Source organism: Brachybacterium zhongshanense (genome assembly GCF_055385755.1).
This window is the reverse complement of sequence record NZ_AP043790.1, coordinates 1389464-1414337: the sequence shown is the minus strand read 5'-3', so window position 1 is coordinate 1414337 and position 24874 is coordinate 1389464. Positions and strand designations below refer to the sequence as shown.

23 protein-coding genes and 1 riboswitch are annotated in these 24874 nt (G+C 71.7%); of the genes, 2 read left to right on the top strand and 21 right to left on the bottom strand.

Annotated elements, in window-relative coordinates; genetic code table 11:
• The first annotated feature begins 22 nt into the window (after positions 1-22).
• Positions 23-373 carry an RNA polymerase-binding protein RbpA gene (locus ACZ5AJ_RS06450; protein ID WP_464138153.1) on the top strand — a complete coding sequence of 117 codons (351 nt, stop codon included), beginning with the start codon at positions 23-25 and terminating at the stop codon, positions 371-373.
• A 218-nt stretch (positions 374-591) separates the two neighbouring features.
• Here ACZ5AJ_RS06450 and ACZ5AJ_RS06445 read toward each other — a convergent pair whose 3' ends face one another.
• From ACZ5AJ_RS06445 to ACZ5AJ_RS06405, 9 genes are all read right to left on the bottom strand, one after another.
• Positions 592-1209, bottom strand: a complete 618-nt coding sequence (locus ACZ5AJ_RS06445) for an FxsA family protein (protein WP_464138151.1) — start codon at positions 1207-1209, stop codon at positions 592-594.
• 16 nt (positions 1210-1225) lie between these two features.
• Positions 1226-2044, bottom strand: a complete 819-nt coding sequence (locus ACZ5AJ_RS06440) for a polyprenol monophosphomannose synthase (protein WP_464138148.1) — start codon at positions 2042-2044, stop codon at positions 1226-1228.
• The gene (gene lnt, locus ACZ5AJ_RS06435; RefSeq protein WP_464138147.1) at positions 2044-3693 is read right to left on the bottom strand and encodes an apolipoprotein N-acyltransferase; all 1650 of its coding nucleotides are present in this window, start codon (positions 3691-3693) and stop codon (positions 2044-2046) included. Before lnt ends, ACZ5AJ_RS06440 begins: the two co-directional genes overlap by 1 nt.
• Complete coding sequence (locus ACZ5AJ_RS06430; RefSeq protein ID WP_464138145.1) at positions 3690-4472, bottom strand: hypothetical protein; 783 nt, start codon at positions 4470-4472, stop codon at positions 3690-3692. Before ACZ5AJ_RS06430 ends, lnt begins: the two co-directional genes overlap by 4 nt.
• A 28-nt stretch (positions 4473-4500) precedes the next feature.
• On the bottom strand, positions 4501-7428 hold the full coding sequence (locus ACZ5AJ_RS06425) for a DEAD/DEAH box helicase (RefSeq protein ID WP_464138143.1): 2928 nt from the start codon (positions 7426-7428) through the stop codon (positions 4501-4503).
• Positions 7425-8381, bottom strand: coding sequence for a diacylglycerol/lipid kinase family protein (locus tag ACZ5AJ_RS06420; protein ID WP_464138141.1), 957 nt, complete (start codon positions 8379-8381; stop codon positions 7425-7427). The genes ACZ5AJ_RS06425 and ACZ5AJ_RS06420 overlap by 4 nt, the downstream gene beginning before the upstream one ends.
• Positions 8378-9274 (bottom strand): twin-arginine translocase subunit TatC, encoded by an 897-nt coding sequence (tatC, locus tag ACZ5AJ_RS06415; protein WP_464138139.1) that lies wholly within the window; start codon positions 9272-9274, stop codon positions 8378-8380. The genes ACZ5AJ_RS06420 and tatC overlap by 4 nt, the downstream gene beginning before the upstream one ends.
• Before the next feature lie 79 nt (positions 9275-9353).
• Positions 9354-9710 carry a Sec-independent protein translocase subunit TatA gene (gene tatA / locus ACZ5AJ_RS06410; RefSeq protein ID WP_464138138.1) on the bottom strand — a complete coding sequence of 119 codons (357 nt, stop codon included), beginning with the start codon at positions 9708-9710 and terminating at the stop codon, positions 9354-9356.
• Positions 9711-9857: 147 nt separating this feature from the next.
• Entirely contained in the window at positions 9858-11876 is a 2019-nt protein-coding gene (locus ACZ5AJ_RS06405) for a WYL domain-containing transcriptional regulator (RefSeq protein ID WP_464138136.1), read from the bottom strand.
• Between the two features lie 133 nt (positions 11877-12009).
• On the opposite strand from ACZ5AJ_RS06405, the gene ACZ5AJ_RS06400 reads away from it, so the two are divergent.
• Entirely contained in the window at positions 12010-13176 is a 1167-nt protein-coding gene (locus ACZ5AJ_RS06400) for a DUF3866 family protein (RefSeq protein ID WP_464138133.1), read from the top strand.
• On the opposite strand, the gene ACZ5AJ_RS06395 is transcribed toward ACZ5AJ_RS06400, so the two are convergent.
• From ACZ5AJ_RS06395 to ACZ5AJ_RS06340, 12 genes are all read right to left on the bottom strand, one after another.
• Positions 13160-13597, bottom strand: coding sequence for a PH domain-containing protein (locus ACZ5AJ_RS06395; RefSeq protein ID WP_464138131.1), 438 nt, complete (start codon positions 13595-13597; stop codon positions 13160-13162). The two genes, ACZ5AJ_RS06400 and ACZ5AJ_RS06395, sit on opposite strands and share 17 nt — an antisense overlap.
• An 89-nt stretch (positions 13598-13686) precedes the next feature.
• Entirely contained in the window at positions 13687-14544 is an 858-nt protein-coding gene (hisG, locus tag ACZ5AJ_RS06390) for an ATP phosphoribosyltransferase (RefSeq protein WP_464138128.1), read from the bottom strand.
• 112 nt (positions 14545-14656) lie between these two features.
• A complete protein-coding gene (locus ACZ5AJ_RS06385) occupies positions 14657-14920 on the bottom strand; it encodes a phosphoribosyl-ATP diphosphatase (protein WP_464138126.1) in 264 nt (87 codons plus the stop codon).
• A 118-nt stretch (positions 14921-15038) separates the two neighbouring features.
• Positions 15039-15743, bottom strand: coding sequence for a nicotinamide riboside transporter PnuC (gene pnuC, locus ACZ5AJ_RS06380; RefSeq protein ID WP_464138124.1), 705 nt, complete (start codon positions 15741-15743; stop codon positions 15039-15041).
• Positions 15744-15839: 96 nt separating this feature from the next.
• A riboswitch (FMN riboswitch) is annotated at positions 15840-15958 on the bottom strand.
• 118 nt (positions 15959-16076) lie between these two features.
• Positions 16077-16763 carry a ribulose-phosphate 3-epimerase gene (gene rpe, locus ACZ5AJ_RS06375; protein ID WP_464138122.1) on the bottom strand — a complete coding sequence of 229 codons (687 nt, stop codon included), beginning with the start codon at positions 16761-16763 and terminating at the stop codon, positions 16077-16079.
• Positions 16763-18379, bottom strand: a complete 1617-nt coding sequence (locus ACZ5AJ_RS06370; RefSeq protein WP_464138120.1) for an RsmB/NOP family class I SAM-dependent RNA methyltransferase — start codon at positions 18377-18379, stop codon at positions 16763-16765. The genes rpe and ACZ5AJ_RS06370 overlap by 1 nt, the downstream gene beginning before the upstream one ends.
• Entirely contained in the window at positions 18376-19380 is a 1005-nt protein-coding gene (gene fmt, locus ACZ5AJ_RS06365; RefSeq protein WP_464138119.1) for a methionyl-tRNA formyltransferase, read from the bottom strand. Before fmt ends, ACZ5AJ_RS06370 begins: the two co-directional genes overlap by 4 nt.
• Before the next feature lie 30 nt (positions 19381-19410).
• On the bottom strand, positions 19411-21591 hold the full coding sequence (locus ACZ5AJ_RS06360) for a primosomal protein N' family DNA-binding protein (protein ID WP_464138117.1): 2181 nt from the start codon (positions 21589-21591) through the stop codon (positions 19411-19413).
• Entirely contained in the window at positions 21561-21941 is a 381-nt protein-coding gene (locus ACZ5AJ_RS06355; protein ID WP_464138115.1) for an FKBP-type peptidyl-prolyl cis-trans isomerase, read from the bottom strand. The genes ACZ5AJ_RS06360 and ACZ5AJ_RS06355 overlap by 31 nt, the downstream gene beginning before the upstream one ends.
• An 88-nt stretch (positions 21942-22029) precedes the next feature.
• Positions 22030-22992: an FKBP-type peptidyl-prolyl cis-trans isomerase gene (locus ACZ5AJ_RS06350; RefSeq protein ID WP_464138114.1), complete on the bottom strand. Its 963-nt coding sequence runs from the start codon at positions 22990-22992 to the stop codon at positions 22030-22032.
• Positions 22993-23145: 153 nt separating this feature from the next.
• Entirely contained in the window at positions 23146-24537 is a 1392-nt protein-coding gene (gene pafA, locus ACZ5AJ_RS06345) for a Pup--protein ligase (RefSeq protein WP_464138112.1), read from the bottom strand.
• An 88-nt stretch (positions 24538-24625) separates the two neighbouring features.
• On the bottom strand, positions 24626-24814 hold the full coding sequence (locus ACZ5AJ_RS06340) for a ubiquitin-like protein Pup (RefSeq protein ID WP_464138110.1): 189 nt from the start codon (positions 24812-24814) through the stop codon (positions 24626-24628).
• Between the last annotated feature and the right edge of the window lie 60 nt (positions 24815-24874).

The window sequence follows — 24874 nt, the reverse complement described above, 5'->3', positions numbered from 1 at the left end:
ACCGGCAGGAAGCGAGAACCGCATGAACAGCCGAAGCCTGCGAGGAACCCGACTGGGCTCCCTCTCCATGGAGACCGACGAGGGCGTCCTGGCGGCCCCGCGCCAGGAGGCCGTGTACGACTGCCCCAACGGCCACACCATCGTCCTGCCGTTCTCGGTCGAGGCCGAGGTCCCCGCCGTCTGGGAGTGCCGCTGCGGCGCCACCGCGGTGCAGCGCGATCGCGAGAAGCCGGAGGAGAAGCCCGGCAAGCCCCAGCGCACCCACTGGGACATGCTCCTGGAGCGTCGCAGCGAGGAGGACCTCCAGGTCCTCCTGGACCAGCGCCTGGAGCTGCTGCGTGCAGGAAAGCTCCACCAGCGCCGTCACTTCTGAGGATTACGGGAGTCGCGTCGGCGACCAGCACGTCGCCGTCGGCCCATCCCGCCGGTGGGCCATCGCTCATGGCCCCGACACTGCGCCCCCGCACCGCCGCCAGGCGAAGTGCGGGGGCGCAGTCACATGCTCAGACGGTCGCGTCATGCTGCTGCGCAGTGCAGGCGGTCGCGGGACAGGAGACGACGAGAGCGAGGCCGATGACGCGGTCCTCGCAGTCAGCCCTGGGTGATCGTGGGCGGACTGTCTGCGGAACCGCCGGATCCATCGGGCCCGCCGGCCCCATCGCGACCCGAGGCAGGGCGCCGCGAAGTGCTCGACTCGACGATGATCTCGCCGTCGATCACTCCCCCGCCGCTGCGCCGGTACAGGACGCTGCGCGTCCGCTCCGCATCGCCGCCGAGGCCCATGGCCTTCACGGTGCGGCGCTGCACGGGGACGATCAGCAGGATGACGCCGATGATGTCGGTGAGCAGGCCGGGGAAGAAGAAGAACACGGCGGCGAGCATCGTGAACGCCGGCCGGGACAGGTGCTCCTGCACGTCACCGCGCCCGCTGACCGCCCTCATCACCGAGCGCAGGCGCACGAACGACTGCTGGCCGGCGGCGACGATCAGCGCCACGCCGACCACCCAGCCGAGGACGACGATCAGCACCGACCACCACAGGCTCCAGCGCACGCCGATGATGATCAGCAACGCGATCTCGAGGACCCCGAGCACGACGATGCCGGCAGGCACCAGCGACCCCCAGCGGGAGCCGCCCGAGGCGCGCTTCTCGGATCCGGACGGGGACGACGTGGATCCGGTCGAGGACGACCGGGATGCGGTGCTCATGGGTGATCCCCCTTCGTCAGCGTCCTCCAGCGTAGCCCAGCAGTCCGAGGATCTGCTGGGCGCGATGCTCGAGACCCCACAGGGTCACCATCACGAGGGCCTCCCGGACGATCTCGGAGCTCATCTTGCTCACGCCTTCGACCCGCTCGTCGAAGTCGATGGGGACCTCGGCGATGACGGCCCCGGCCTCGCGAGCGCGTCGTGTCATGTCGACCTGGAAGCAGTAGCCCTGCGACGCGACGGCGCCAGCGGTGAGCGTGCGCAGAAGATCCGCCCGGAAGGCGCGGAACCCGGCGGTCGCGTCGGAGACGCCGAGGCCGAGCATCCCTCGGACATACAGGTTCGCGCCGCGGGAGAGCACCTGACGGCCCAGGGGCCAGTCGTGGACGCGGCCGCCGGGGATCCAGCGCGATCCGATCGCGAGGTCGGCCCCGCGGCGGACGGCCTCGAGCAGCGCGGGCAGCTGCTCAGGACGATGGGAGGCATCGGCATCCATCTCCACGAGCACCTCATAGCCGTGCTCGAGACCCCAGGCGAACCCGGCGAGATAGGCGGGTCCGAGGCCCTGCTTGCCGCTGCGATGCAGGACGTGCACGTGGTCGTCCTCGGCAGCTCGCTCATCCGCCCACTCGCCCGTGCCATCGGGCGAGGCGTCGTCGGCGACGAGGACGTGCGCGTGCGGGACGGCCGCGCGCAGCCGGGCCAGGGTTCCCGGGAGAGCGTCGCGCTCGTCATAGGTGGGGATCACGACGAGAGTCGCCGGGGCGGGCGCCGTCGACGGACGCGAGAGCGGCAGCCGTCCGTCGAGAGCATGGGGTCGATTCTGCTCCGGCATCAGCGGGTCCTCCTCGAGCGGGCGTCCCGACCTGACTGCTCCGCTCGGACGGCGGAGACGGTGCGCAGGGCGCGGCGGCGACCGGTCAGTGCACCGATCCATCCGACGACTCCGAGAGCACTCAGGCCGATGGCGATCCATGAACCCGCGGCGACGGCCGGCGTGATGCCGGTGCGCAGCGGAACATCCGCCACCATCGATCCCTGCTCCCAATGCCCCACGGAGGAGAGCTGGCGGCCGTCGGGGGCGAAGATCGCGGAGTCGCCGACGGTGGACAGGTGCACGACGCTGCGTCCGGAGACCACGGCGAAGACCTTCGCCTCGGCCATCTGCTGGACAGCCTCGTCGGAGTCGCCGAACAGAGCGTTGTTCGACTGCACGACGAGGACCTCGGCGCCCTCGCGCACCGTGTCGTAGACCAGGGAGTCGTAGGCGATCTCGAAGCAGATCAGCACGCCGACCTTCGCCTCGCCGAGACCGAGCTCCCCGAGATCCATGAGACCGATCTCGTCGCCGGCGATCATGTCACGGCCGACCAGGTCGACCTTGTCGCTGAACTGGCGGAAGAAGTCGCGGTAGGGGACGTACTCGCCGAAGGGCACCGGATGGCGCTTGGCGTACTCGTAGACCGCCTCGCCGTCCTCGGTGAACAGCATCGAGGCATTGATGCGCTGGTCCTCGCCGACCGCGTACTGCGTGCCCACCAGCACCGGTGCGTCGACAGCCTCAGCGGCCTGGGCGAGGGCCGACGACCGGTAGAGGTCCTCCCGAGGGTCGTACTCTGTGGAGTCCTCCGGCCAGGCCACCAGGTCGATGTCCGTGCCGTCCTCGACGGCCGCGTCGATCACCCGCCAGGTCTCCTCCATGTGATTGTCGAACACGCCGTCGGGCATGATCATCGTCGCCGGATCGACGGGATCCATGTTCCCCTGGATCGCCGCGACGGTCATGCTCGGACGGTCCTCGGGCGCCCGGTTGACGGGGAGCGGGACCACGACGGTCGAGAGCACGAGGCCGACCGCGAGGGCCAGCGGCCACACGCCGGCGATGCCCACCAGCCCGCGACGACGACGGTTCAGGAGCGACATCATCCCGTGCAGCAGGAGCTGGCCGATCATGGCGACGACGAAGGACAGTCCCGCGATGCCGATCCAGGGACCCAGGTTAAGCAGGGGCGAGTCGGACAGGGCGAAGGCTGTCGATCCCCACGACAGTCCGCCCCACGGATAGGTGCCGCGCAGCGTCTCCACCCCCACCCACAGGGCGGAGACGACGATGGCGGTCGTCCACCGCAGTCCGCGTCGGACCATGACCGTGCGGGCGAGGATCCCGAACAGCACGATGTACAGGGCCTCGAAGATCCCGAGCGCCAGCCAGGGGGCGGTGCCGGCATAGGTGTTCGCCCAGGTCGTCAACGGGACGAAGAACGCGAGTCCCCAGACCAGGGCGACTAGCACCGACATCCAGAAGGAGCGCACCAGGAGTCCTGCACCGAGCAGTGCGAGCGCCACCGGCAGCAGCATCCACAGGTCGTAGGGCGGGAACGCCGCGAGGAACGCGAGGCCGCCCAGCGCCGCGCACAGCAGAGCCAGCGGCCAGGGCGTCGGATCGAACTGGTCCTCCTCCGATGCTCGGTCGAGTGCCCTCATGCGGAGGCTCCCCGGTGAGGGCCGTCCCGGTGAGGGCCGTCCGGGTGAGGACCGTCGGCGTCGTGGACGATGCGCCCCTCCACGACGGTTCGCAGTGCACGGGGGGCGCCCTGGTCGAGATCAGGCAGCAGCGGGGTGCGCGAACGCGGATCGGTGGACCAGGTCTCGATGCGGTCGCCGTGCCCGCGGACAGTCAGATCCCAGGGCTCCCACAGGACGAACGTCGCCTCGATGCCGGTGCGGAGATCACCGGGATGGCGATGGCCGGCGACGCGCTGGCCACCTCGGGTGGCGGCCAGGAAGGCTGCACGATCGCTGATGCGCTGGTCCTCATCGCCCAGGTGAGCGGCGTGGCGCACCCAGCTCCAGGGGTCCGCGGCCTCCGCGGAGCCTGCGGAGGCGAAGGCGAGCGGAGTCCCCTCACCGAGCAGGTCGAGGTACGGGGCGGTCTCGGTGACGGGAGCGACCACCTGCACGCCCTCCCGCAGGCCCGTCGGCCCGGGAAGGCGGCGGACGATGCCGAGCGCGGCGGCCGCGGCGTCCCCGGAGGGATCCGGGAGCGTGCCGTCGGGAGTGGCGGCCGCATCGACGAACCCCGGTGCCATAAGGCAGCCGGTGGCCTCGATGCGCTCGGCATCGGCATGGATCACCGCGGCGGTGTCCTCACGTCCGATCCAGGCGATCATGCCGTCGGCCACCAGCACTGCGTCCGCCTCCGGGTCTGCGGTGCTGTACAGGACGACCCCGGTGTAGAGCACCGGGGGCTGGGACGTCGTCATCGTCGGATCTCCTGGGTCGATATCGGGGTCATCGGTCCATCTCCTGGGCGACCAGTCCGCGGCGCACGCCCGCGATGGCCGCGCGGGCGGTCGGTCCGAGGTCCTCGTCGGCGGTCAGCTGGTCCAGCAGGTCGATCACCTGACGGCAGTGGCGCACGAAGTCGCCGGGAGGCAGGTCTGCGTCTCCGAGGGCCGCTGCCAGATGGGCGCCGCGCGCCCACCGGTGCACGATCGCGGCGACCGACGGGTCCGGCGGCGGTGTCGGATCCACTCCGTGCCGGGTCTGGGCGGCCTGCAGCCGCGTCGCGAGGCGGGTCGAGGCATCGATCGCGGCCATCGCGGCGAGATCATCGACCATCTCGGGGGCGCGGCCCTCATCGCGACGGGACTCGTGGACGGCGGCGGAGACCACAGCGGCGAGACCTGCCGGATCCAGGCCCGACCAGGCGCCGTGCTCGATGCACTCGGCGATCAGCAGATCGCGGTCGCTGAAGATGCGCCGCAGCCGCAGTCCCCGCTCCGTCGGCCGCAGCTCCGAGGAGTCCTCGCGCTGGAGATAGCCGAGCTCGACGAGCAGGTCGGCCAGGCGGTCGAACTCGCGGGCGAGAGAGCTGGTGCGGCCCTCGATGCGACGCTGGACGCCGGCGAGCTCCTTGCGGGCTCCCCGCCATCGACCCACCCACCGGAGGTGGGATGCGAGGTCGGGGCACTCCGCGCAGGGATGCGCGGCCAGCTCGTCGCGCAGGCTCCGCAGCTGCGGGTCGTTCGCGGCGGTGGACGGGGTCCGCTGAGCACGGCGCCTGACCTCGGCTCGGGCGCCGTCGTCGTGCCCCGAGAGGCGCTGCCGCAGCGCCGCGGCGGTGTCTCGCCGCACCTTCGCGGTTCCCATGCGGTCCTGCCGCGGGAGCTTCATCGAGTCGATGACCGCCGGCGGTGAGGGGACGTCTCCGGGGCGCAGGGTCCGTCGGCGCCCCTCGGAGTCCAGCAGATCGACCTGGGGCCCGCCGAGCACCTGCCGGTCGACGCCGAGGACGACTGCGTATCCGCGGCGCTTCCCTCCGGGGAGGGCGAGGATCTCCCCTCGCTGCAGGGAGGAGAGCGAGGACCGGGTGCGATCCCGGTCCTTCGCGGCGCGCTCCCGGGAGAGGACGCGCTCGCGGTCGGTGATCCGGTCGGCGATCGCGGCGTACTCGAGCATGTCACCGCGCTCGCAGCTCACGGCGTCCCGATAGGAGGCGGCGGCATCCTCGAGCTCGCGCGCTCGGCGGGCGAGGCCGACGACGGACCGGTCCGCCTGGAACTGCGCGAAGCTCGTCTCGAGCGTCTCCCGGGCACGCGAGAGATCGAAGCGCTCCAAGAGGTTCACGGCCATGTTCGCCGTGGGGCGGAAGGCCGAGCGCAGAGGATAGGTGCGCCGGGAGGCGAGCGAGGCGACCGCCTCGGCGTCGAAGCCGTGGCCGGCGACGACCACGGCATGGCCCTCGGTGTCGATGCCCCGCCGACCGGCGCGGCCGGTGAGCTGCGTGTACTCCCCCGGGGTCAGATCGGCGTGCTCGACCCCGTTGAACTTGACGAGCTTCTCGAGGACGACCGAGCGGGCAGGCATGTTGATGCCGAGCGCGAGGGTCTCGGTGGCGAACACGACCTTCACCAGTCCGAGGGCGAAGAGCTCCTCCACGACGGACTTCAGCAGCGGCAGGATGCCCGCGTGATGAGCCGCATAGCCGTCCAGCATCGCACGGCGGAAGCCGGCGATCCCGAGCACCTCCTCGTCCTCGACGCCGATCGGTGCCAGGCGCTCGTCGAGGACGCGACGGATCCTCCGACGCTCCTCCTCATCCGTCAGATGCAGCCGGGCCTGGGAGCACTGCCGCACCGCGGCCTCGCAGCCCGCGCGGGAGAAGATGAAGACGATGGCAGGCAGCAGGGCGGCCTGGTCGAGCATCTCGACGAGATCGGTGCGTCGTGCGGCGCGAGGGACGCCGCGTCCGCGCGGAGAGTCGTCGCCGCGCGGGCCCCGATCGGACCGGCCCGCCTCCCGCTGATCACGGTGGTCACGCCGGTAAGGATCGTGCCGCGGCCGGTGGCGCCCCCGCGTCCCCCGTCGGCCGCGGCCTCCGCGGCCCCGTCCTCCGCGATCGCCGCTGCGGGAGCCTCCGCCCCGCCGACGGGAGTCGTCGATCAGCATGCTGTGCGAGGTCATGCGCTCGAGCTCGGGATTGACCTCCCGATCGGCGCGCGCGCCCGGCCCATGGGAGACCACAGGCAGGCCGTCGTCGTCGACGAACAGGTCCAGCAGCTGATCCCCGACCACGACGTGCTGCCACAGCGGGACGGGGCGCGTCTCGGAGAGCACCACCTCGGTGTCGCCGCGGACCTCCTGGAGCCACGCGCCGAACTCCTCGGCATTGGAGACCGTCGCCGAGAGCGACACCAGCTGCACGTCGGCGTCGAGGTGGATGATGACCTCTTCCCACACCGGGCCGCGCAGACGGTCGGCGAGGTAGTGGACCTCGTCCATGACCACGTAGCCGAGGCCGTCCAGGAGCTCCGAGTCGGCGTAGAGCATGTTGCGGAGCACCTCGGTGGTCATGACGACCACGTCGGCCTCGGGACGGATGGAGGTGTCCCCGGTCAGCAGCCCGACCCGGTCATGACCGAGCCACTCTGCCAGCTCGCCGTGCTTCTGGTTGGACAGCGCCTTGATGGGCGCGGTGTAGAAGACCTTCCGGCCCTGAGCGAGCGCGAGATGGACGGCGAACTCCCCCACGACCGTCTTGCCTGCGCCGGTGGGCGCGGCCACCAGCACCGACCGGCCCGATTCGAGCGCGCGGCACCCCTCCAGCTGGAAGTCGTCCAGGGCGAAGTCGTAGCGGCCGGTGAACCGGCCGAGCTCGGACCTCTCGAGCCGCTGCTGGGCGCGCCAGGCTGCGTACTGCTCGGACGGGGAGCTCATGCGGCCCCCGGCTCGGCAGCGGCGGGCTCCCCGATGTCGGCGAGCAGGCGGACGGCACCGGGAAGGATGCGTGCGGTCAGCGGAAGCAGCGCGGAGGCCTCCCCGTCGGCGTAGGCGCGCAGCGCGCGGCCCTCGCGCAGGCCCACGGTCACCTCGTGGACCGGGGTCACCTCGAAGCCGTCGACGCCGAGGTGGGCGCCGGAGAAGACCTTCGGGAAGAAGCGCATCAGACCAGCTCGCCCGAGACCCGTGAGGGTCACGAGCTCGAGCGTGCCGTCGTCGACGCGGGAGTCCGGCGAGACGCGCATGCCTCCCCCGTAGACCCCGGAGCTGCAGACCGACACGAGGGTCGCGTCGATGTCGACGCGCTCTCCCCCGTCGATCTCGATCCAGTAGGGCAGCGGGCGGAAGGAGGCGAGCTCCCTGAGCATCGCGGCCGTGTACCGCACCGCATGGCCGCGGCCTGCACGGTTCGCCCGAGCATTGACCAGCGCGTCGAAGCCCAGGTTGACGTTGCCGAGAGCGAGCGAGCGATGTGCGGGCCCCGAATCCCCCGCCGAGGTGATCTCGATGGCGTCGATGGTGACGACGGGACGGGAGAGCGCGCTCAGGAGGACCCGGGTGGCGGCCTCGGGATCGTCGAGCGGCAGGCCGAGGGTGCGCGCGAGGTCGTTGCCGCTGCCGGCGGGGATGACCCCGAGACGGACCGGCGTCCCCGCGACGATGTCCGCACCGAGCGCCACGGTGCCGTCGCCCCCGACCACGACGAGCGCAGTCAGCGTGTCACGGATCTCGTGAGCACGGGCACGGGCGGTGCTCGCCGTGGGGGCCGAGAGGTCGACGACGGAGATGCCGGCGAGGCGCAGGAGCTGGCTCACCTGGCGACCGACACGGTGCGCCGCTCCCAGGGCGGCGGTCGGGTTCGACAGCAACCCGACGCGCAGTCTGCTCACCGGTCCTCCGGATCGTCCAGCCGGTCGGGGGCGTCGATCGGCTCGACATCGTCGTCGATGCTGCTCGCCGTCTCGTCGTCGAGGTCATCGTCCTCGCCAGGTCGCGGATGCCGCTTGTCGTGGATGATCGAGATCACGACGGCGGCGAAGAACAGCGAGGAGATCGCCGAGGACATGCCGATCAGCGTGACCGGGTCCGGCGTCGGGACCATGACCGCGGTGAAGCCGAAGCACAGGAAGATGACCCAGCGCCAGGCCTTCAGCATGGACTTGCCGCGGATCAGGCCCATGAAGTTCAGCAGGACCAGGACGACCGGCATGACGAAGGCGATGCCGAAGGCGAGCATGGTCTTGACGACGAGGGACAGGTACTCGTCGTAGGGGATGATCTGCGAGGTGCCTTCAGCGGAGGGCGTGAAGCTCATGAGGACCGGGACCAGGTTGGAGACCGCCCAGTAGCCGGCGAAGCAGCCGATGAAGAACAGCGGGATCGCCGCGCCGAAGAAGCCCAGCGCGTATCGGCGCTCGTTCTTGTGCAGGCCCGGCATGATGAACAGCCAGGTCTGCAGGATGATCATCGGCGACGCCAGGATCAGGCCGACGTACGCGGCCATCTGGAGCCGGACGTTGAAGCCCTTGGCCACGCCCTGGAAGTTGATCATCGCCTGCAGGTCGGAGTCCCCGTTGGCGGCCAGGATGGGTGCGGCGATCGTGTCGTACACCCAGTCGAAGAGGAACCAGCCGACGACCGAGAGCAGCACGACCGTGACAGCGCTGATCACCAGTCGGTTGCGCAGCTCGACCAGATGCGACCCGAGGGACATCCTCCCCTCGGGATCCTTCTTCGGCCGCTTCTTCCCGGCCTCACCCTTCGCGTCCGTTGTGCTCGCCACGGATGTGCTCCTCAAGAGTTGTGGGTCCGGACCGTCGACGGCCCGGACCCGTCATGCCCGCCCGGAGGCGGGATGCGTCTCAGTCGCGACGGTAGGTGTTGTCGTCGTCGTCGCGAGAGCGAACCGGCCTGGGGGTCTCCTCATCGCGCGGATCGTACTCGCGGTCGCGGGCGGAGTCGGCATCGCGGTCACGATCGCGATCGCGGGAGCTCGAGCTGGAGGAGGAGCGGCGCTCGCGGCGGTCGTCCTCGTCGTCCTCGTCGTCCTCGCCATCGCTGGGGCGCTCGTCCCCGCGCAGCTCCTCGACCTCGCTCTTGAAGATGCGCATCGACTTGCCGAGGTTGCGGGCGAGCCCCGGGAGCTTCCCGGCGCCGAAGAGCAGGACCACGACCAGGAGCAGGATGATGAGAGCCGCAGGGTTGCGGAACAGATTCATGGAAGTACCTTTCAACAGCGCCGTCATCGAGCACGGCTCAGTCCATGGTCCCACAGCGGACCCGTGCATCGCCGTGCCGTGGAGACGGCGACTCGTCCCACCGTGTGATGTCGTCCCACCGTGTGATGGGCCATATAAGCGTAGCGCCTAGTTCCTGTACGGCGGACGGGACGAGTCCTGCGCCACCATCACGATCGTGTCTCTCAGATCACTCGGTGAGAGCACCTCCGCGGCTCCAGCGGACTCCAGGACCGCATCGACCAGCGCGGCCCGCACGGGCGAGCTCAGGCGTGCGAAGACGATCGGCCCCTCGCCGTCGCGGAGCTCGTCGGCTCCGAAGGACTCGGCCACCCAGCGACCTGGTGCATCGAGCTTCAGCCAGACGTCCCCTTCGATGGTGCCCGAGAGGTCCGGGCCGGAGCTCTCCTCCGCCGGATGCGGGAGCGCATCGTCGGAGAGCACCTCGACGATCCGGTCCAGACGGAACTGGCGCTCGTCGCCCTTGAGCTCGCAGTGCGCACGCAGGTACGACCGGGATCCGTCGGTCTCGATGGCGAGCGGACGGATCCGCCGCACGCTGGTGCCCGGGGTGTCAGGGGCCGAGTAGCGGATCGTGAGGGCCCCGTCCTCTGTGCGCAGCGCCTCGCCGACGGCGTCGAGCACAGCCTCGGCACGCGTCGCGGTGCGCGAGCTCGCCCTCTGCGTCGCATCCGCGGCACCGTCGGCCCCCTCGGTGCGCGAGGCGCCCGAGGAGCCGTCCATGCCGTCGTCGGTGTCGGCATCGGCGTCGCCGAGCTCGGCGCGGAGCTTCGCGGTGGCGCTCGCGACCAGGTCCGCGGTCGCTCCGGCGGAGGGTTCGAGGACGGAGAGCCCCGCGAGGAGCGCCGTGATCTCCACCCGGCTCAGCCGCAGCGGACGGTGGAGGGGCTCCGCATTGCGCACGCGCACCACCCCGTGCTCCCACTCGGCCTCGATGAGGTCCTGCTCCCAGCCGGTCCCGAGGTCCCCGCACAGGAACAGCACCTGGAGATCGTCGATGAGCTGCTTCTCGGTGATGCCGAGGGCGGCGGCGAGATCGGAGGTGGCCACCTCGCCACGGCTCATGACATAGGAGGCCTCGCTGATCAGACGGGACAGATGGTCGCCGTTGCCCATGGGGGTGCGGATGCGTCGAGCATCTCGCGGGAGCGCCTGCTCGAGCGCGCTGGCATCCGCAGGCCCCTGGTGCGCCTCGGCGATGTCCTCGAGGACCGCAGCGATCTCGTCGCGCCATTCGGTCGGGTCGAGGACCTCGATCCAGCGGGTCTCCGCAAGAGCCAGGCGCCGCGCCGCCGACCGGGGCATCGGCGGGAGCGTGAACTCCTCCTGGTCGAGATCGGCGCCGGCGAGGTCGCGCAGGGCGAGCGCCTTGTACGGCGCGGCGCGCAGGCGCATGGGACGAGCGCTCTCCGGTCCGCCGTGCATGCCTCCCAGCGCCGCTTCGAGGGCGCTGGCCAGGGAGACGTCCTTCGGCCGCGGACGGGTCGCAAGTGTGGAGACCTCGGGGTACGACTCGATGCGCGAGGCGCGGAAGATGCGGGTGGCCTCCCGGTCCAGATCCCAGCCGTGCACGTACCAGTGCCCGTCGTGGACTCCGACGACCCACGGCTCGACCCGGCGGGCGGCGCGGCGGTTGTCGGTGCCCCGGTAGTCGAAGCGCACGCGCCGTCCGGTGGTGACCGCCTCGAGCAGCGGTGTCAGGACGGGCAGGGACTCGACCGCCCCGCGCGGAGTGCGGCGCAGCAGGTCGGGGTCGGCGTCGTGCCCGAGGCTCAGCAGCTTCGCCCGGACCCGACGTGCAGCTCCCCCGGCGGCGGCGTCGTCCCAGGCGCGGCTCGCCGCCAGGAGGACCGTGTACTCCTCCTGGCTGAGATCGAGGACGGCGTCGCCGGCGGCAGTGTCGATGCGGTAGTAGACGGTGTTCTCGTCGAACATGTCCGTCTCGGTGCTCAGCGGGAGGCCGAGATCGAGGATCTGGGCCTTGTCGCGCTCGAACATGCGCTCTGCGGCCGCGTTCCCCTCGCGGTACTCGGGGATCGCGGCGAACAGGCGGGCGCGGTCGATGCGCCGGCGCGAGCCGATCGTCATGATGACGTTGAGGAGTCTCTCCGTGCTCTTGGCAGCCACCCGACCAGGGTACCGGCCGTGATGAGGGCGCGGAGGGCGGTTCGGCACGGCTGACCTGCGACCGACGCCCGGCCGGCGCCCGGCCGATGTCCGGCGGCGCCCCACCTGCCCGGCTGCGCCTACCCTGATACTCATGCTGCGTTGGGAACGAGGGACCGTCGTCGGGGAGCGCACGTCATGGTCCGGTGCGGTCCGGCTGCTGGTCGAGCTCGAGCGGACCCGTCGAACCGAGGACGCGGACGATCCCGCCGGGGCGGCCGACGGCCCCGCAGGGGAGGTCGTCCGGGCGCTGGCTTACCCGGAGCTCACCGGCAGCCCGCGGATCGGCGAGCGGGTGCTTCTGAACACGAACGCCCTGCGCAGGGGTCTGGGCACCGGCGGTGAGGCGCTCGTCGTCGCCCGGCCCGATGCTCTTCCCGCTCCGGTCGAGCCGAAGGGGCACATGGTCAAGGCGCGGTACACGCCCATGCAGACCATGGTCGATGCGATCGACGACCCCTCCGGCGAGCACCATGACGCGCTCCGGGAGGCCGATGACCTCTCGGGCATGCCGGTAGTGGTCGCGGACCTCCATTCCGCGCTCCCGGCGGTCGTCGCGGGCATCCGGGCCTTCGCGCCGTCGGCCCGGATCGTGCACGTGCACACCGATGGCGCGGCGCTTCCCGCCGCGTACTCCCGCACCGCTGCGGCGCTGCGGGAGGAGGGGCTGATCTCGGCGACGATCAGCGCCGGGCAGGCCTTCGGCGGCGACCATGAGGCCGTGACCGTCCATTCCGCGCTGCTGGGTGCGAGGATCGTGCTCGGTGCCGACGTCGCCGTGGTCGTCCAGGGGCCGGGCAATCTCGGCACCGGCACCGCCTGGGGATTCTCCGGCGTGCAGGCCGTCGAGGCGCTCCATGCGGCGAGCGTGCTGGGCGGGGTGCCGATCGCCGTGCTGCGCGTGTCGGGAGCTGATGCGCGCGATCGCCATCAGGGGCTGTCCCACCACACCTCGACGGTCTGCGGCCGTGCCGCTCTGACTCCCCTGCACCTGCCGGTGCTCTCCGCTGCCGATCCTGACTACAGCCGCTTCCATGCGTCAGTGACGGAACAGGTGCGATCGACGATCATCGACCCCGGACGTGCTCGCGGACTCGAGCACAGGATCCATGAGATGCCCGCGGGGGGTCTGCGCGCGGCGCTCGAGGCGCTGCCGGTGCGCCTGGCGAGCATGGGCCGAGGCATCGAGGAGGACGAGTCCCCGTTCCTCTATCCGGCCCTCGCCGGGCGGCTCGCCGCCGACCTCATCCCCGCCCGCTGAACGTCTCGGGGGACGCCTCCCCGCGCTCCTGGATGAGACGCTGGAGGCGATGGGCGGCGGACACGGCCCTCCGGCCGTCGGCGCTGGAGATCGCCATGGTCGCGAGCGTCGTTCCGTCGGCCAGATCCAGGTGCGCCCAGGGGTCTCCCATCGGATACCCCACTCCGATGATCTCGGCCCACTCGAGGGTGCGGGAGGAGAGATGGTTGCGCACCTCGAGGGTGCGCTCGCGGGCGACGATCCTCACCCGGCCCTCGAGATGGCACACCAGCAGCCCCAGGAGTCCCAGGAGCATCAGGGCGATGCGGCCGCCGACGGAGAACCCGGGGATATTCAGAGCCCACCAGACCGTGCCGGAGAGCATCACCGCGCCCGTCGGGTAGCCGACCAGACGGACCATGAGCGGCCGGAGGACGACCACCTCGGCCGGCCCCTCCCCAGCCGTCGGCCCTGAGGGGACCGACGGGACGGAGGAACCTCCGCGCAGGGGCATGGGATCGCGCCGGAGCCTCAGATCCGGCAGGCCTGGATCGCGGTGACGAGGATGGCGCGGGCGCCCACGTCGTACAGCTCGTCCATCATGCGGTGGGACTGGCGGCGCTCGACCATCACCCGCACCGCGGACCATTCCCCGTCGCGCAGGGGCGAGACCGTGGGCGACTGGTATCCGGGCGAGATCGCGACGGCGCGCTCGAGGAGCTCGCTCGGGATGTCGTAGTCGAGCATCACGTACTCGCGAGCCACGAGCACGCCGCGGATGCGCCGCTCGAGGACCTCGAGAGAATGCTGGGCGGCGTCGTCGAGCTCGAGGCCCGGACGTGAGAACAGCACGGCCTCCGACGTCATGATCGCCTCGCCGAAGGGCTCCAGCCCAGCCTGGCGCAGCGTCGTGCCGGTCTCGACGACGTCGGCGATGACGTCGGCGACGCCGAGGCGGATGGAGGACTCCACCGCGCCGTCGAGGTGCACGACCTCGGCGCTGACGCCGTGCTCGGCCAGGTGGTCCTGGACGAGGTTCTCGTAGCTCGTGGCGATGCGGGCGCCGCCGAGCTCCGAGACGTCCTCGTGCTCGCCGACGGGCGCCGCGAAGCGGAAGGTGGAGCGGGCGAATCCCAGGGCGAGGATCTCCTCGGCCGGAGTGCGGGAGTCGATCAGCATGTCCTGGCCGGTGATGCCGACGTCCACGGTGCCGGAGCCGACGTACACGGCGATGTCGCGCGGACGCAGGTAGAAGAACTCCACGTCGTTCTCATGGTCGACGACGACGAGCTCCTTGGCCATACCGCGGCGGCGGTATCCCGCCTCCTGCAGCAGCGCGGCGGCGGGCTCGGACAGAGCGCCCTTGTTGGGGACTGCGATGCGCAGCACGGTTTCCTCCTTCGCCGCAGCGGCGGCGCTCAGAGCTGATGGCAGAGCTGATGGGTCGGGGCGGGGCTGCGACGCGTCGCGCCGAGCATCTGGCGAGCGGCCGACGGGACGCTCAGAGCCTGCGGTAGACGTCCTCGAGGGAGAGCCCTTTGGCCACCATCATGACCTGCACGTGGTAGAGGAGCTGGCTGATCTCCAGGGCGGCGTCGTCGAGAGTCTCGTGCTCGCAGGCCATCCAGACCTCCGCAGCCTCCTCGACGATCTTCTTGCCGATCTGATGGACGCCGCCGTCCAGCTCCCGCACGGTCCCCGATCCCTCGGGGCGGGTGCGGGCCTTCTCGGTCAGCTCGGCGAACAGCGCTTCGAAATCCTTCACCGTGCCAGGGTACTGGTCCCGACGGTCGGACCGCGCCACGGACCGCTCCTCGGATCCGTCGACCTCAGAGGATCCGTCGACCGCAGCGGATCCGTCGGGCCCAGCGGCTGCCACGGCCTCAGCGGCGGCGGACCGTCGGATCCAGGTGCGCCGTCTCGACCTCGACCGACCGGTGGCGGTCCTCTCCTCGACGGACCCTCCACCAGACGAAGAAGCCCGTGAGCGTGAAGCAGCCGTAGAAGACGTACATGAGCGCACTGGCGTAGTACCCGGCACTGATCAGGAGCGGGACGCCGACGATGTCGACCGCCACCCAGATCAGCCAGAACTCCACCCAGCCCTTGGCCATGCCGAAGGTCGCCAGCAGCGAGCCCATGAAGATCCAGGCGTCGGCCCAGACCGGCTCATAGGAGCCGAGCGCACGGAAGAGGGGCGTGAGCAGGGCGGTGCCGCCCACCATGACCACGACCAGCAGAGCCCGGGTTCCCCAGGAGGCCCATTGCGGCTCGACGGCGGTGCCGCCGGCATCCTTCGCCTGCTTCCAGCGCACCCATCCGTACACGCTGGTGGCGATGAACATCACCTGCCGCCCGGCCTGGCCGTAGAGGTCGATGCTGGCGGGGCTGCCGAAGACGGTGCCGAGGAACACGGTGAGCAGCAGGAGGTTGCCCACGATCCCGATGGGCCACGCCCACACCTTGCGCCGCATGCCTCCCAGCGCGCTCAGCAGGCCGAAGACGTTGCCGAGCACCTCGCGCCAGAGGATGAACTGTCCGCCCGCGAGCTCGAGCTTCGCGTCGAAGAGCCACTGCAGCAGATCCATGAGGGTCCTCTCTCCCGTCGGATGCAGTGGCTCCGGGGGAAAAGGGATCCAGCATGCTGCTCGCAGCGCGCACGGAACGTGCTCGAGGGCATGCAGGACGTGCGCCTCTCATCCAGGCTTTCACTGTCGGTGCCGGAGTTCCACCGGCTCCACCGCTGGCGCGGGTCGCGGACTGTCACCGCCGGCTCGGATTCTCACCGACCCCGGAGCACGTCACAGGATGTGACCGCCCCACGATATACCTGGTCGGAGCGGCTCCGCCGTGACGGTGACGACAGATGGCAGAACCGTGCGGCGCGGCGCGGCGCCGTCCCGCCCCGCCGTCCCGCCCTGTCAGTGCGCGGCGTGGGTCGAGGCGAGCGCTCGCAGCGCGGCGATCTCCTCGGTGGCGTCCTGCGCCCGGTAGATCGCCGATCCTGCGACGAAGACGTTCGCCCCGGCTTCCGCGCAGCGCTCGATGGTCTCGCGGCTCACGCCGCCGTCGACCTGGACCGACACCTCCAGGTTCGCCTCCGAGATCGCGCGGCGCGCCCGACGGATCTTCGGAAGCATCGTCTCCAGGAAGCTCTGCCCGCCGAATCCGGGCTCGACCGTCATGATCAGCAGCATGTCGAACTCGCCGATGACGTCCAGCAGGGGCTCGACCGGCGTGGCCGGTCGGAGCGCGACGCCGACCGCGGCGTTCTTCCGGCGCAGCTCCCGGGCCAGGCGGATCGGTGCGGCTGCGGCCTCCAGGTGGAAGGTCACCGAGGAGGCCCCGGCCTCTGCGAACGCCGGAGCCTCGCGATCGGCGTCGGCGATCATCAGATGCGCATCGACCGGGATGGGGCTGCGCTCGACGATCTGCTCGACCATCGACGTCCCGAAGGTGAGGTTGGGGACGAAGCGGTTGTCCATCACATCCACATGGACGCTGTCGGCGGCGGAGATCCGATCGAGCTCCTCGCCGATGCGCATGAAGTCGGCGTTGAGGATGCTGGGGTGGATGTAGAGGCCGTCGGTGGAGTAGGCGGGGCTCATCAGGGACGGGGTCCTTCCTCGGTGGGGGCGCTCGGCGCCTCGGGCAGGCGGCGCAGCAGGGCGATGAACATCGCATCGGTGCCATGGACGTGCGGCCACAGCTGGACGGATGGTCCCTCCCCCAGCTCGACGTCGTCGCGGACGTCGGGGAGGATCCCGGCGCGCACCGCGGACCGCGCGTCCAGCTGCTCGACGTCGTCGCGCCGACGCAGCACGTCCGAGACCACGAGACGGGTCTCGGCCGCATGCGGGGAGCAGGTCACATAGGCGACCACGCCGCCGGGCGCAGTCGCATCCAGGGCCGAGCGCAGGAGATCGCGCTGGATGACCCCGAGATGCCCGATGTCTCCGGGGGTCCGGCGCCAGCGGGACTCGGGCCGGCGGCGCAGAGCGCCCAGGCCCGAGCACGGCACGTCGGCGAGGACGCGGGAGAAGCGTTCGGGCAGCTCTTCGCCGATCGTCGTCCCGTCGGCGGTCCGCGTCTCGATCTCGCAGCCGGCTTCGCGCAGCGTGGCGACAGCCCGGTCGACCAGCTCGGTGCGATGCTCCTGCAGCTCGACGGCCAGCAGGTCGGCATCATGGTCGATCGTGAGCCCGCCCAGCAGCGCGGTCTTGCCGCCGGGACCGGAGCACAGGTCCAACCAGTGCGCGTCCTCGGCGAGGACGTCGTCGTCGGCTCCGACGGCGAGTGCGAGGGCCATCAGCTGGCTCCCCTCGTCCTGGACCGCCGCACGGCCCTCGCGCACGGCCTCCATGCCGCCGGGATCCCCCGAGGGCCAGGAGGCCGCGAAGATGGACAGACGCCCCCGGCTCGCACCGGAGTCGATCAGCTCGTCGAGATCGGTCAGGCCCGGTCGCATGACGAGTGAGACCGCAGGCGCGGCGTTCTGCGCGGCGAGCAGGTCGTCGATCTCCGCGGGGTCGCGGCCGTGCGCTGCCAGCGCCTCGGTCAGCGCTCGCACGACCCAGCGCGGATGGGAATGGACGACAGCGAGATGGCCTGCGGGGTCGGTCGTGCGATCCGGTGCGACCTCCTCGATCCACTCCTCGAGCGTCCTCTCGCCCGCGCGTCGCAGGATCGCGTTGGTGAAGCCGGCGGCACCCGCTCCCACCTCCTGGCGCGCGAGGGCGACCGTCTCGGAGGTGGCGGCGTGCGGTGCGACGGACATGTCGAGCAGCTGGTAGACGCCCAGGCGGAGCACGTCGAGGAGGCCCGGGTCGATCTGGTCCAGCGGACGGTCGGTGCAGGCGGCGATCACCGCATCCAGGCGGCCCTGGGCGCGCAGCGAGCCGTAGAAGAGCTCGGTGGTGAAGGCTGCATCGCGTCCCGAGACGCGGTGGCGGCGGAGCAGGCGAGGCAGCACGAGGTTCGCATACGCGTCGTCCTCCCGCACGGCCCGCAGCCCCTCGTAGGCCACCTGACGAGCAGGCGTCGTGCGGCGTCCGCGCTCGGAGGGACGCTTCTCGGACCAGCCGCGACGCGGCCCTCCCTGGCCGCGCGAGCCGGAGCGCTCGCGGCCCTTCGCGTCCCGACGGCGCTCACCGCCCCGTCGGTCATCGCGCTCGCCGCGCCCGGAGCGGCGCTGGCCGCCATGCCGATCGTCGTCGCGGCTCATGCGCGCTCCTCGGGGTTCTGCTCGGAATCCTGACCGCTGTGCTGCGCGGAGTGTCGATCATCGTCCTGGGCCGCGTCGAATGACGCGCCGGCGGCGAGGGAGGCCCCCCGGGCCCAGTCGGCGCCGCGCATGGCCCGCTTCCCGGCGGGAGCCACGGTCCCGAGGGCCAGGGGCGAGGTCCCGGTGCCGACCATGAGATGCCGCTTGCCTGCGACGAGGACGCCGGGAGCCGGAGACGGCGCGTCCGGCGGGACCTGCTCCAGGCCGAGGATCTTGAACCGGGAGCCGTCGAGCTCGGTCCAGGCTCCGGGCTCGGGACTCATGCCCCGGATATGGGCGCTGACCTGTTCCGCAGGCAGCGTCCAGTCGATGCGGGCCTCAGCAGGTGTGAGCTTGGCGGCGTGGGTGGCGAGCGCGTGATCCTGCGGTACGGCGACCGCGGTGCCGGCGTCGATCGCATCGAGCGTCTCCAGCAGCAGATGTGCTCCCTGGTCCGCCATCCTCTCGAGAAGCTCGCCCGCCGTCTCGAGCGCACCGATCGGAGTGGGGGCGGTGGCGAGGACGTCGCCGGTGTCCAGCCCCTCCTCGATCCGGAAGATGCTGAGGCCGGTCGCGTCGGCTCCGGAGAGCACGGCCCGCTGGGCGGGCGCGGCGCCTCGCCATGCAGGCAGGAGGGAGAAGTGCAGATTGATCCAGCCATGGGCGGGGATGTCGAGCGCAGGCCAGGGGATCAGGTTCCCGTAGGCGACCACGGGCGCGGCATCCGGGGCGAGATCGCGCAGGGTCCGCTGGACATCGGCGTCGCGCAGGGTGCGCGGTGTCAGCACCGGCACTCCCGCCTCGTCGGCGAGGGAGCGCACGGGGCTGGGTCGGAGCTTCCGGCCGCGGCCGGAAGGGGCATCGGCGCGGGTGAGCACCCCGACCACCTCGTGGTCGGAGTCCAGCAGCGCGCGCAGGGACGGGAGGGCGGCCTCGGGGGTGCCGGCGAAGAGCAGACGCATGATGCCCTCAGTCTACGGGCCAGGGCCAGGTCAGAAGACGTCCGACGGGTCCATCCGCACCCGCAGGGATCCGCGCTGCTTGCGGGCGGAGCGCGCGGCGACGCCGGCGCGCAGCGCATCGGCGAGCTCCTGGGAACGTCGCGGGTCGATGCGCAGAACAGCGCGGGCGCGCCCGCGGTCGTCCCCGTCCTCGAGGCCGACGGGGCCGAACACGGAGACGCCGTCGGGGAGATCGACGGTCTCGAGGAAGAGCCGACAGGCCTCACGGTCGCCGACGATCTCAGCGACCCGGGAGAACGGTGGCAGGTCGAGCTCTCGGCGGTCCTCGAGCACCCGGTCCAGGAACAGCGCGGAGCGGTGGGCGACCAGATCGCGGATGGCTGGGAGGGTCTCGGTGCCCACCACGAGCACCTCGCCGTCCTCGGCACCGGGCCTGACGAGCGCGATGGCGCTGCGCCAGCGCCTGACAGCCTCGACGTCGGCGTCGTAGGCCGCCCGGCCCAGCATGGCGTCGGCGTCCAGCAGCACGGCGGCCGCATAGCGTCCGGGTGGGGCCGGCTCCGCGCCGGGGGTGGACACGACGATCGCGCCGTCCTCGACGGCATCGTCCTCGAGGGGGCCGTGCGCTCCCCCGGCGATCTGGAGGACGGCATCGGGGAAGGTGCGTCCCAGCTCCTCGGCGGTGCGGGCGGAGCCGACGACCATCGCGCGCATGCCGGTGCGGTCGCACTCCGGGCATCGGTACGCGTCCTCCCGCCGACCGCACACTCCGCAGTGCAGGGGGCCGGAGCGGCCGCGCATCGACAGCGGTGCCGAGCACTCGGGGCAGCGGGCCCTTGTGCCGCAGAAGGTGCACGCGATCGCCGGAGCGTATCCGGAGCGCGGCACCTGGACCAGGACGGGACCCCTCGTCATGCCTCGTCGGATCACCCGCAGCGCCTCTCCGGGCAGGCGCGTGCGACCTCCCGGGCCCTCACGGTCACGCAGATAGCGGTCCATGGCGACGATCCTCGGACGCACCAGAGGCATGGGAGCGGGCACCGGTCGAAGGTCCACCAGGTGCCCGGCATCCACCAGCGAACGCACGGCCACCGACTCGGAGCTCGAGACCAGCAGCAGCGCCGCACGCTCCTCGTGCGAGCGCCGCTGCAGGATCATGCGCGTGCGCGGGTACGGGGCGCGCGGCTCGATCAGGAGGTCGTCGGACTCGTCCAGGCAGACGATCAGCCCGAGATCCTGCACGGGGGCGAACGCGGCCGAGCGGTTGCCCAGCACGATCCGCGTCGCGCCGCGCAGGATCCGTCGGTAGGTCCGATAGCGCTTCTCCGGCCCCTCCGTGCCGGCGAGGACCTCATGGTGGAGTGCCCGTTCGTCGAGCTCTCGGGAGAGCCGGGAGACGTCGCGCTGATCGGGGGCGACGACGAGGACGCCGACACCCGGAGCTACATCGGCGATCGCGTCGGCGACCACCGTCGTCCAGGGGTCGGCGGCGTCCAGGGTCAGAGCGGCGCGCGGCACGGGCCCCTCGGCTCCGCCCGCACGGGCGACGAGCGCCGAGAGGCCCGTGTAGCGGTCCCCGGGGCGGGGCGCGCGCGGAGCGCCCGCCTCCGTCTCCTCCGGTCCCTCCGTCTCCTCCGGTCCCACTGACGCGGCCCCCTCCGCCGCCTCCTTCTCGGCGGCGGCGCGGTCCGCTCGCTCGGCGCGCGCATGGCGCGGTGGCAGCGCGAGGCGCAGCACATCGCCGACAGAGCCGGCACAGCTATCGGCGACCTCCTCGCAGACTCGCATCAGCGAAGGCGGCATCACCACGTCGTCGGACACCAGACGGCCCAGCGCCGCGAGCGGACGGTCCGTCGTGGGATGCTCGCGCCGCTCCAGGACGATCCCCTCGGTGTCGCGCCCCGAGAAGCGGACGCGCACCCGCATCCCGGGGCCGGCGTCGGCCGTCGCGGGAGTGACCGCGTACTCGAAGGGCCTGTCGAGGTGGGGCAGCACCCCGATCAGTCGCACGCTGGCGACCGGCAGCTCGTCGACGACCTCGAAGCCCGCCGTGGTGCGCAGCCCGACGGCCCGGCTCGCATCGGTGCGAGCCGGGTCGGGAGCATCGGGGACGACCGCGGCGGGGGCGGGGGCCTCGAAGAGTCCCTCCTGCTCCCCCGCCGCGCCGGTGGTCTGGGCGTTCAGCGCTTGTGCACCGCCACCAGGTCGCACACGAAGATCAGGGTCTCGTTCGCACCGATGACCGGCGGGGCGCCGTGCTCGCCGTAGGCCAGGTGAGCAGGGATGTCCAGGCGCCGACGGCCACCGACCCTCATGCCCTGGACGCCCTGGTCCCAGCCGCTGATGACCTGGCCGACGCCGAGCTGGAAGCGCAGCGGCTCACCGCGGTCCCACGACGCGTCGAACTGCTCGCCGCTGGAGTGGGAGACGCCGACGTAGTGGACGTCCACGACATCGCCGCGTCCGGCCTCCTCGCCCTCGCCGACGATCTCGTCGGTGACGATCAGCTCGGTGGGCGCCTCGCCCTCGGGGAAGTCGATCTCGGGCTTGCTGCGGGTCATGTGTCCTCCTGGGGTCGGGATGGGAGCGGACGGATCAGCGGGGCCTGTGCGGCCGATGGAGTCGGCGCCGGGAGGCGCCGGCTCCGTGTCACGCGCTGTAGGGGCGCGTGGCGTCGAGGACGTCGATCACGAAGATGAGGGTCTGGTCGGCGAGTGCGCTGGTGCTGCCCTCCTCCGTGGTGCCGTAGGCGTCGGCCGGCGGGATCACGAGCATGACCTGGCTGCCGACGGAGAGGTCCAGCAGGTGATCGTCCCAGCCGGGGATGACCTGGCCGAGACCCTGCGTGAACGAGAAGGTGGTGCCGGCGTCCCACGAGGAGTCGAACTGGGAGCCGTCGGACCACTGCCAGCCGGTGTACGCCATCGTCAGGTAGTCGCCGGCCTGGGTCATGTCGCCGGTGCCCTGGATGAGGACCTCGCGGACGGTCTCGGTCGGGGCGTCGCCGGTCGGCGTCGAGTCCAGCGACGGCGCGCCGTCCTCCGCGAGGGTCACGGTCGGGAAGTCGCCGGAGACCTCCTGCGCTTCCCCCTCCGCGCGCAGGGACGGGATGACGTGGTCGACGTCCGCCACCTGGACCAGCGAGTAGGTGGTGCCGGAGGTGTCCGTCTGCCAGCCCGCCATGGCGAAGCGCGAGCCCACCGTCACCGTCTGGAAGAACTCCAGCGCGGAGTCGCCGATCGAGTCGGCGTTCATCGTGAGCGTGTTCGCCGAGGCGCCCTGCCACCACGACTGCAGGGTCTCCCCGGTGGAGGCGTCGACGTACATGCTGCGCAGGACCGCCACGTCGCCCGCGGCGAGGGCCGCCCCGTCGCCCGCGACGATCACTGCCGCGTCGGCCGCGTCGACGGTCAGCGGCGGGGTGAACTCCACCGTCGGCTCGGCCCCGAGGTCATCGCTGACGGTGACGCCGTCCAGCGAGGTGCCGGTGAGGCCGGTGCCCCCGTCGGAGGCGGTGGACCCGGTGCCGTCGGTGTCGTCGCTGCAGGCGGCGAGCCCGATGGCGGCGGTGGCGGCGAGGGCGGTGGTCAGCAGGGTGCGGCGGCGGATCAAGGGCGAGCCTTTCGGATCAGGGGGTCCCGGGCGGGGAGGCGGGGTCAAGGGTACGGGCTGGAGCCGTGAGCAGCCTCGGGCCCAGCTGGGAGGGCACGATGGCCCGCGAGGATCGAGCGGCCCGATGAGCTCGCAGGCGTGCTGCCGCCGGCATCATGCAGGGGGTGCTCCGTCGGCGCGCGCCCTCCCCGCCTCGCGGATCTCCGCGAGCAGGGCATCCACCTCCGGCGCGCTCGTGGCGAAGGGATCCAGCACCTGCACCGGCATGGCGCCCGGCCTCGTCATCCGCAGCGTCGTCCAATCGACGACGTGGTCGACGCCGAGCTCCTGCGCGAGCGTGACGACCTGCCCCCGCAGATGCGCACGAGTGGTGGCCGGTGCGACGGTGCGAGCCCTCTCGATCCGCGCGTCGTCGAGCACGCGAGGTGCGAGTCCGCGCCGCTGAAGCGCCTGGAAGACGCTCTGGTCAGGAGAGATGTCGTGGTAGGCGAGATCCAGGCGCTCGATCGACGCATCGGCCAGGTCCACGCCGCGGCGCTCGCGAACCTGGCCGATCAGCTTCTCCTTGATCGCCCAGTCCAGGGTGCGCTCCGCCCAGGAGCGATCTCCTGTGCGCACTGCGTCCAGCGCCCGCTGCCAGTCCTCGAGCACCGGCGCCTCAGCCTCCTCGGCGACGGTCGCGGCGAGGTCGAGCCATCGCTGCTGGATCTCCAGGGCGGTGACGGTGCCGCCGGCCGCGGTGGGGAGCGGTGCCGAGCCGGTCAGGTCCCGCGCCACGCTGCGGATCGCGGAGATGTCGTCGGCCAGTGCGAGGTCCGGCAGGGTCCTGCCGGACTCGATCAGCCGCAGCACCAGATCCGTGGTGGCGAAGCGCAGGCGGGTGGACACCTCGCTCATGGTCGAGTCGCCGACGATCACGTGCAGCCGCCGGAAGCGGGTCGGATCGCCGTGCGGCTCGTCACGGGTGTTGATGATCGGGCGGGTGCGGGTGGTCGCCGAGGACACGGCCTCCCACATGTGGTCGCTCCGGCGCGAGAACACGAAGGTCCCCGTGCCGTCGGCCTCCCGCACCACGCCGCCCGCGCCCGTGACGATCTGGCGGGTCACCAGGAACGGCAGCAGGAACGCCGGCAGGCGCGTGAACTCCCCGCGCCGGTCCACCAGATAGTTCTCATGCGATCCGAAGGCGTTCCCCGCGGAGTCGACGTTGTTCTTCAGCAGGTGGATCGTGGCGTCCTCGCCGGCCTCGGCGAGGCGGGCGTTGGCACCCGCGGCGAGGTCCGCGAGGATGCGCTCGCCGGCGCGGTCCTGCGCGACCAGGTCCCACCAGTCGTCGCACTCCGCGGTCGCGTACTCCGGATGCGAGCCGACGTCGAGGTAGAGGCGCGCAGCGTTGCGGAGGAACACGTTGGAGGAGCGGCCCAGCGCCACCACCGGACGGAACAGCTCGCGGGCGGCCGCCTCCGGCTCCAGGGCGCGGGTGCCGTCCGAGCCCACGCAGACGAGCCCGTACTCGGTCTCCAGACCACCGACGCGGCGCCGCATCAGCGGACTCCCGCGTCCACGGTGCGCGTCCGCGCGGTGTCGACGGCCCCGGCGCCCCCGGAGAGCCCGATGGCCGCGGGCGCCGTGGTCACTGGCCGCCCTTCTGGACGAAGGAACGGACGAAGGACTCGGCATTGGACTCGAGGACGGCGTCGATCTCGTCGAGGACGTCCTCGGCGGCCTGGGCGGAGGTGAAGGTCTGCCCGCCGGTCAGGGCGTCGTCGAGGGTCTCGTCGCCGTCACCGGCTCCGGGTGCGTTCAGGGACTGCTGGGACATGATGCTCCGTTCGTCGTCGGTCGTCTGGCTGTCTGGCGGTCGGTCTGCTGTCGCCGGGGT

Excerpts from the sequence above, each read along its gene's own strand:
- ACZ5AJ_RS06450 (WP_464138153.1), top strand. The coding sequence starts at position 23 with ATGAACAGCCGAAGCCTGCGAGGAACCCGACTGGGCTCCCTCTCCATG.
- ACZ5AJ_RS06445 (WP_464138151.1), bottom strand. The coding sequence starts at position 1,209 with ATGAGCACCGCATCCCGGTCGTCCTCGACCGGATCCACGTCGTCCCCG.
- ACZ5AJ_RS06440 (WP_464138148.1), bottom strand. The coding sequence starts at position 2,044 with ATGCCGGAGCAGAATCGACCCCATGCTCTCGACGGACGGCTGCCGCTC.
- lnt (WP_464138147.1), bottom strand. The coding sequence starts at position 3,693 with ATGAGGGCACTCGACCGAGCATCGGAGGAGGACCAGTTCGATCCGACG.
- ACZ5AJ_RS06430 (WP_464138145.1), bottom strand. The coding sequence starts at position 4,472 with ATGACGACGTCCCAGCCCCCGGTGCTCTACACCGGGGTCGTCCTGTAC.
- ACZ5AJ_RS06425 (WP_464138143.1), bottom strand. The coding sequence starts at position 7,428 with ATGAGCTCCCCGTCCGAGCAGTACGCAGCCTGGCGCGCCCAGCAGCGG.
- tatA (WP_464138138.1), bottom strand. The coding sequence starts at position 9,710 with ATGAATCTGTTCCGCAACCCTGCGGCTCTCATCATCCTGCTCCTGGTC.
- ACZ5AJ_RS06400 (WP_464138133.1), top strand. The coding sequence starts at position 12,010 with ATGCTGCGTTGGGAACGAGGGACCGTCGTCGGGGAGCGCACGTCATGG.
- pnuC (WP_464138124.1), bottom strand. The coding sequence starts at position 15,743 with ATGGATCTGCTGCAGTGGCTCTTCGACGCGAAGCTCGAGCTCGCGGGC.
- rpe (WP_464138122.1), bottom strand. The coding sequence starts at position 16,763 with ATGAGCCCCGCCTACTCCACCGACGGCCTCTACATCCACCCCAGCATC.
- ACZ5AJ_RS06370 (WP_464138120.1), bottom strand. The coding sequence starts at position 18,379 with ATGAGCCGCGACGACGATCGGCATGGCGGCCAGCGCCGCTCCGGGCGC.
- fmt (WP_464138119.1), bottom strand. The coding sequence starts at position 19,380 with ATGCGTCTGCTCTTCGCCGGCACCCCCGAGGCCGCCCTCCCGTCCCTG.
- ACZ5AJ_RS06355 (WP_464138115.1), bottom strand. The coding sequence starts at position 21,941 with ATGACCCGCAGCAAGCCCGAGATCGACTTCCCCGAGGGCGAGGCGCCC.
- pafA (WP_464138112.1), bottom strand. The coding sequence starts at position 24,537 with ATGCGGCGCCGCGTCGGTGGTCTGGAGACCGAGTACGGGCTCGTCTGC.
- ACZ5AJ_RS06340 (WP_464138110.1), bottom strand. The coding sequence starts at position 24,814 with ATGTCCCAGCAGTCCCTGAACGCACCCGGAGCCGGTGACGGCGACGAG.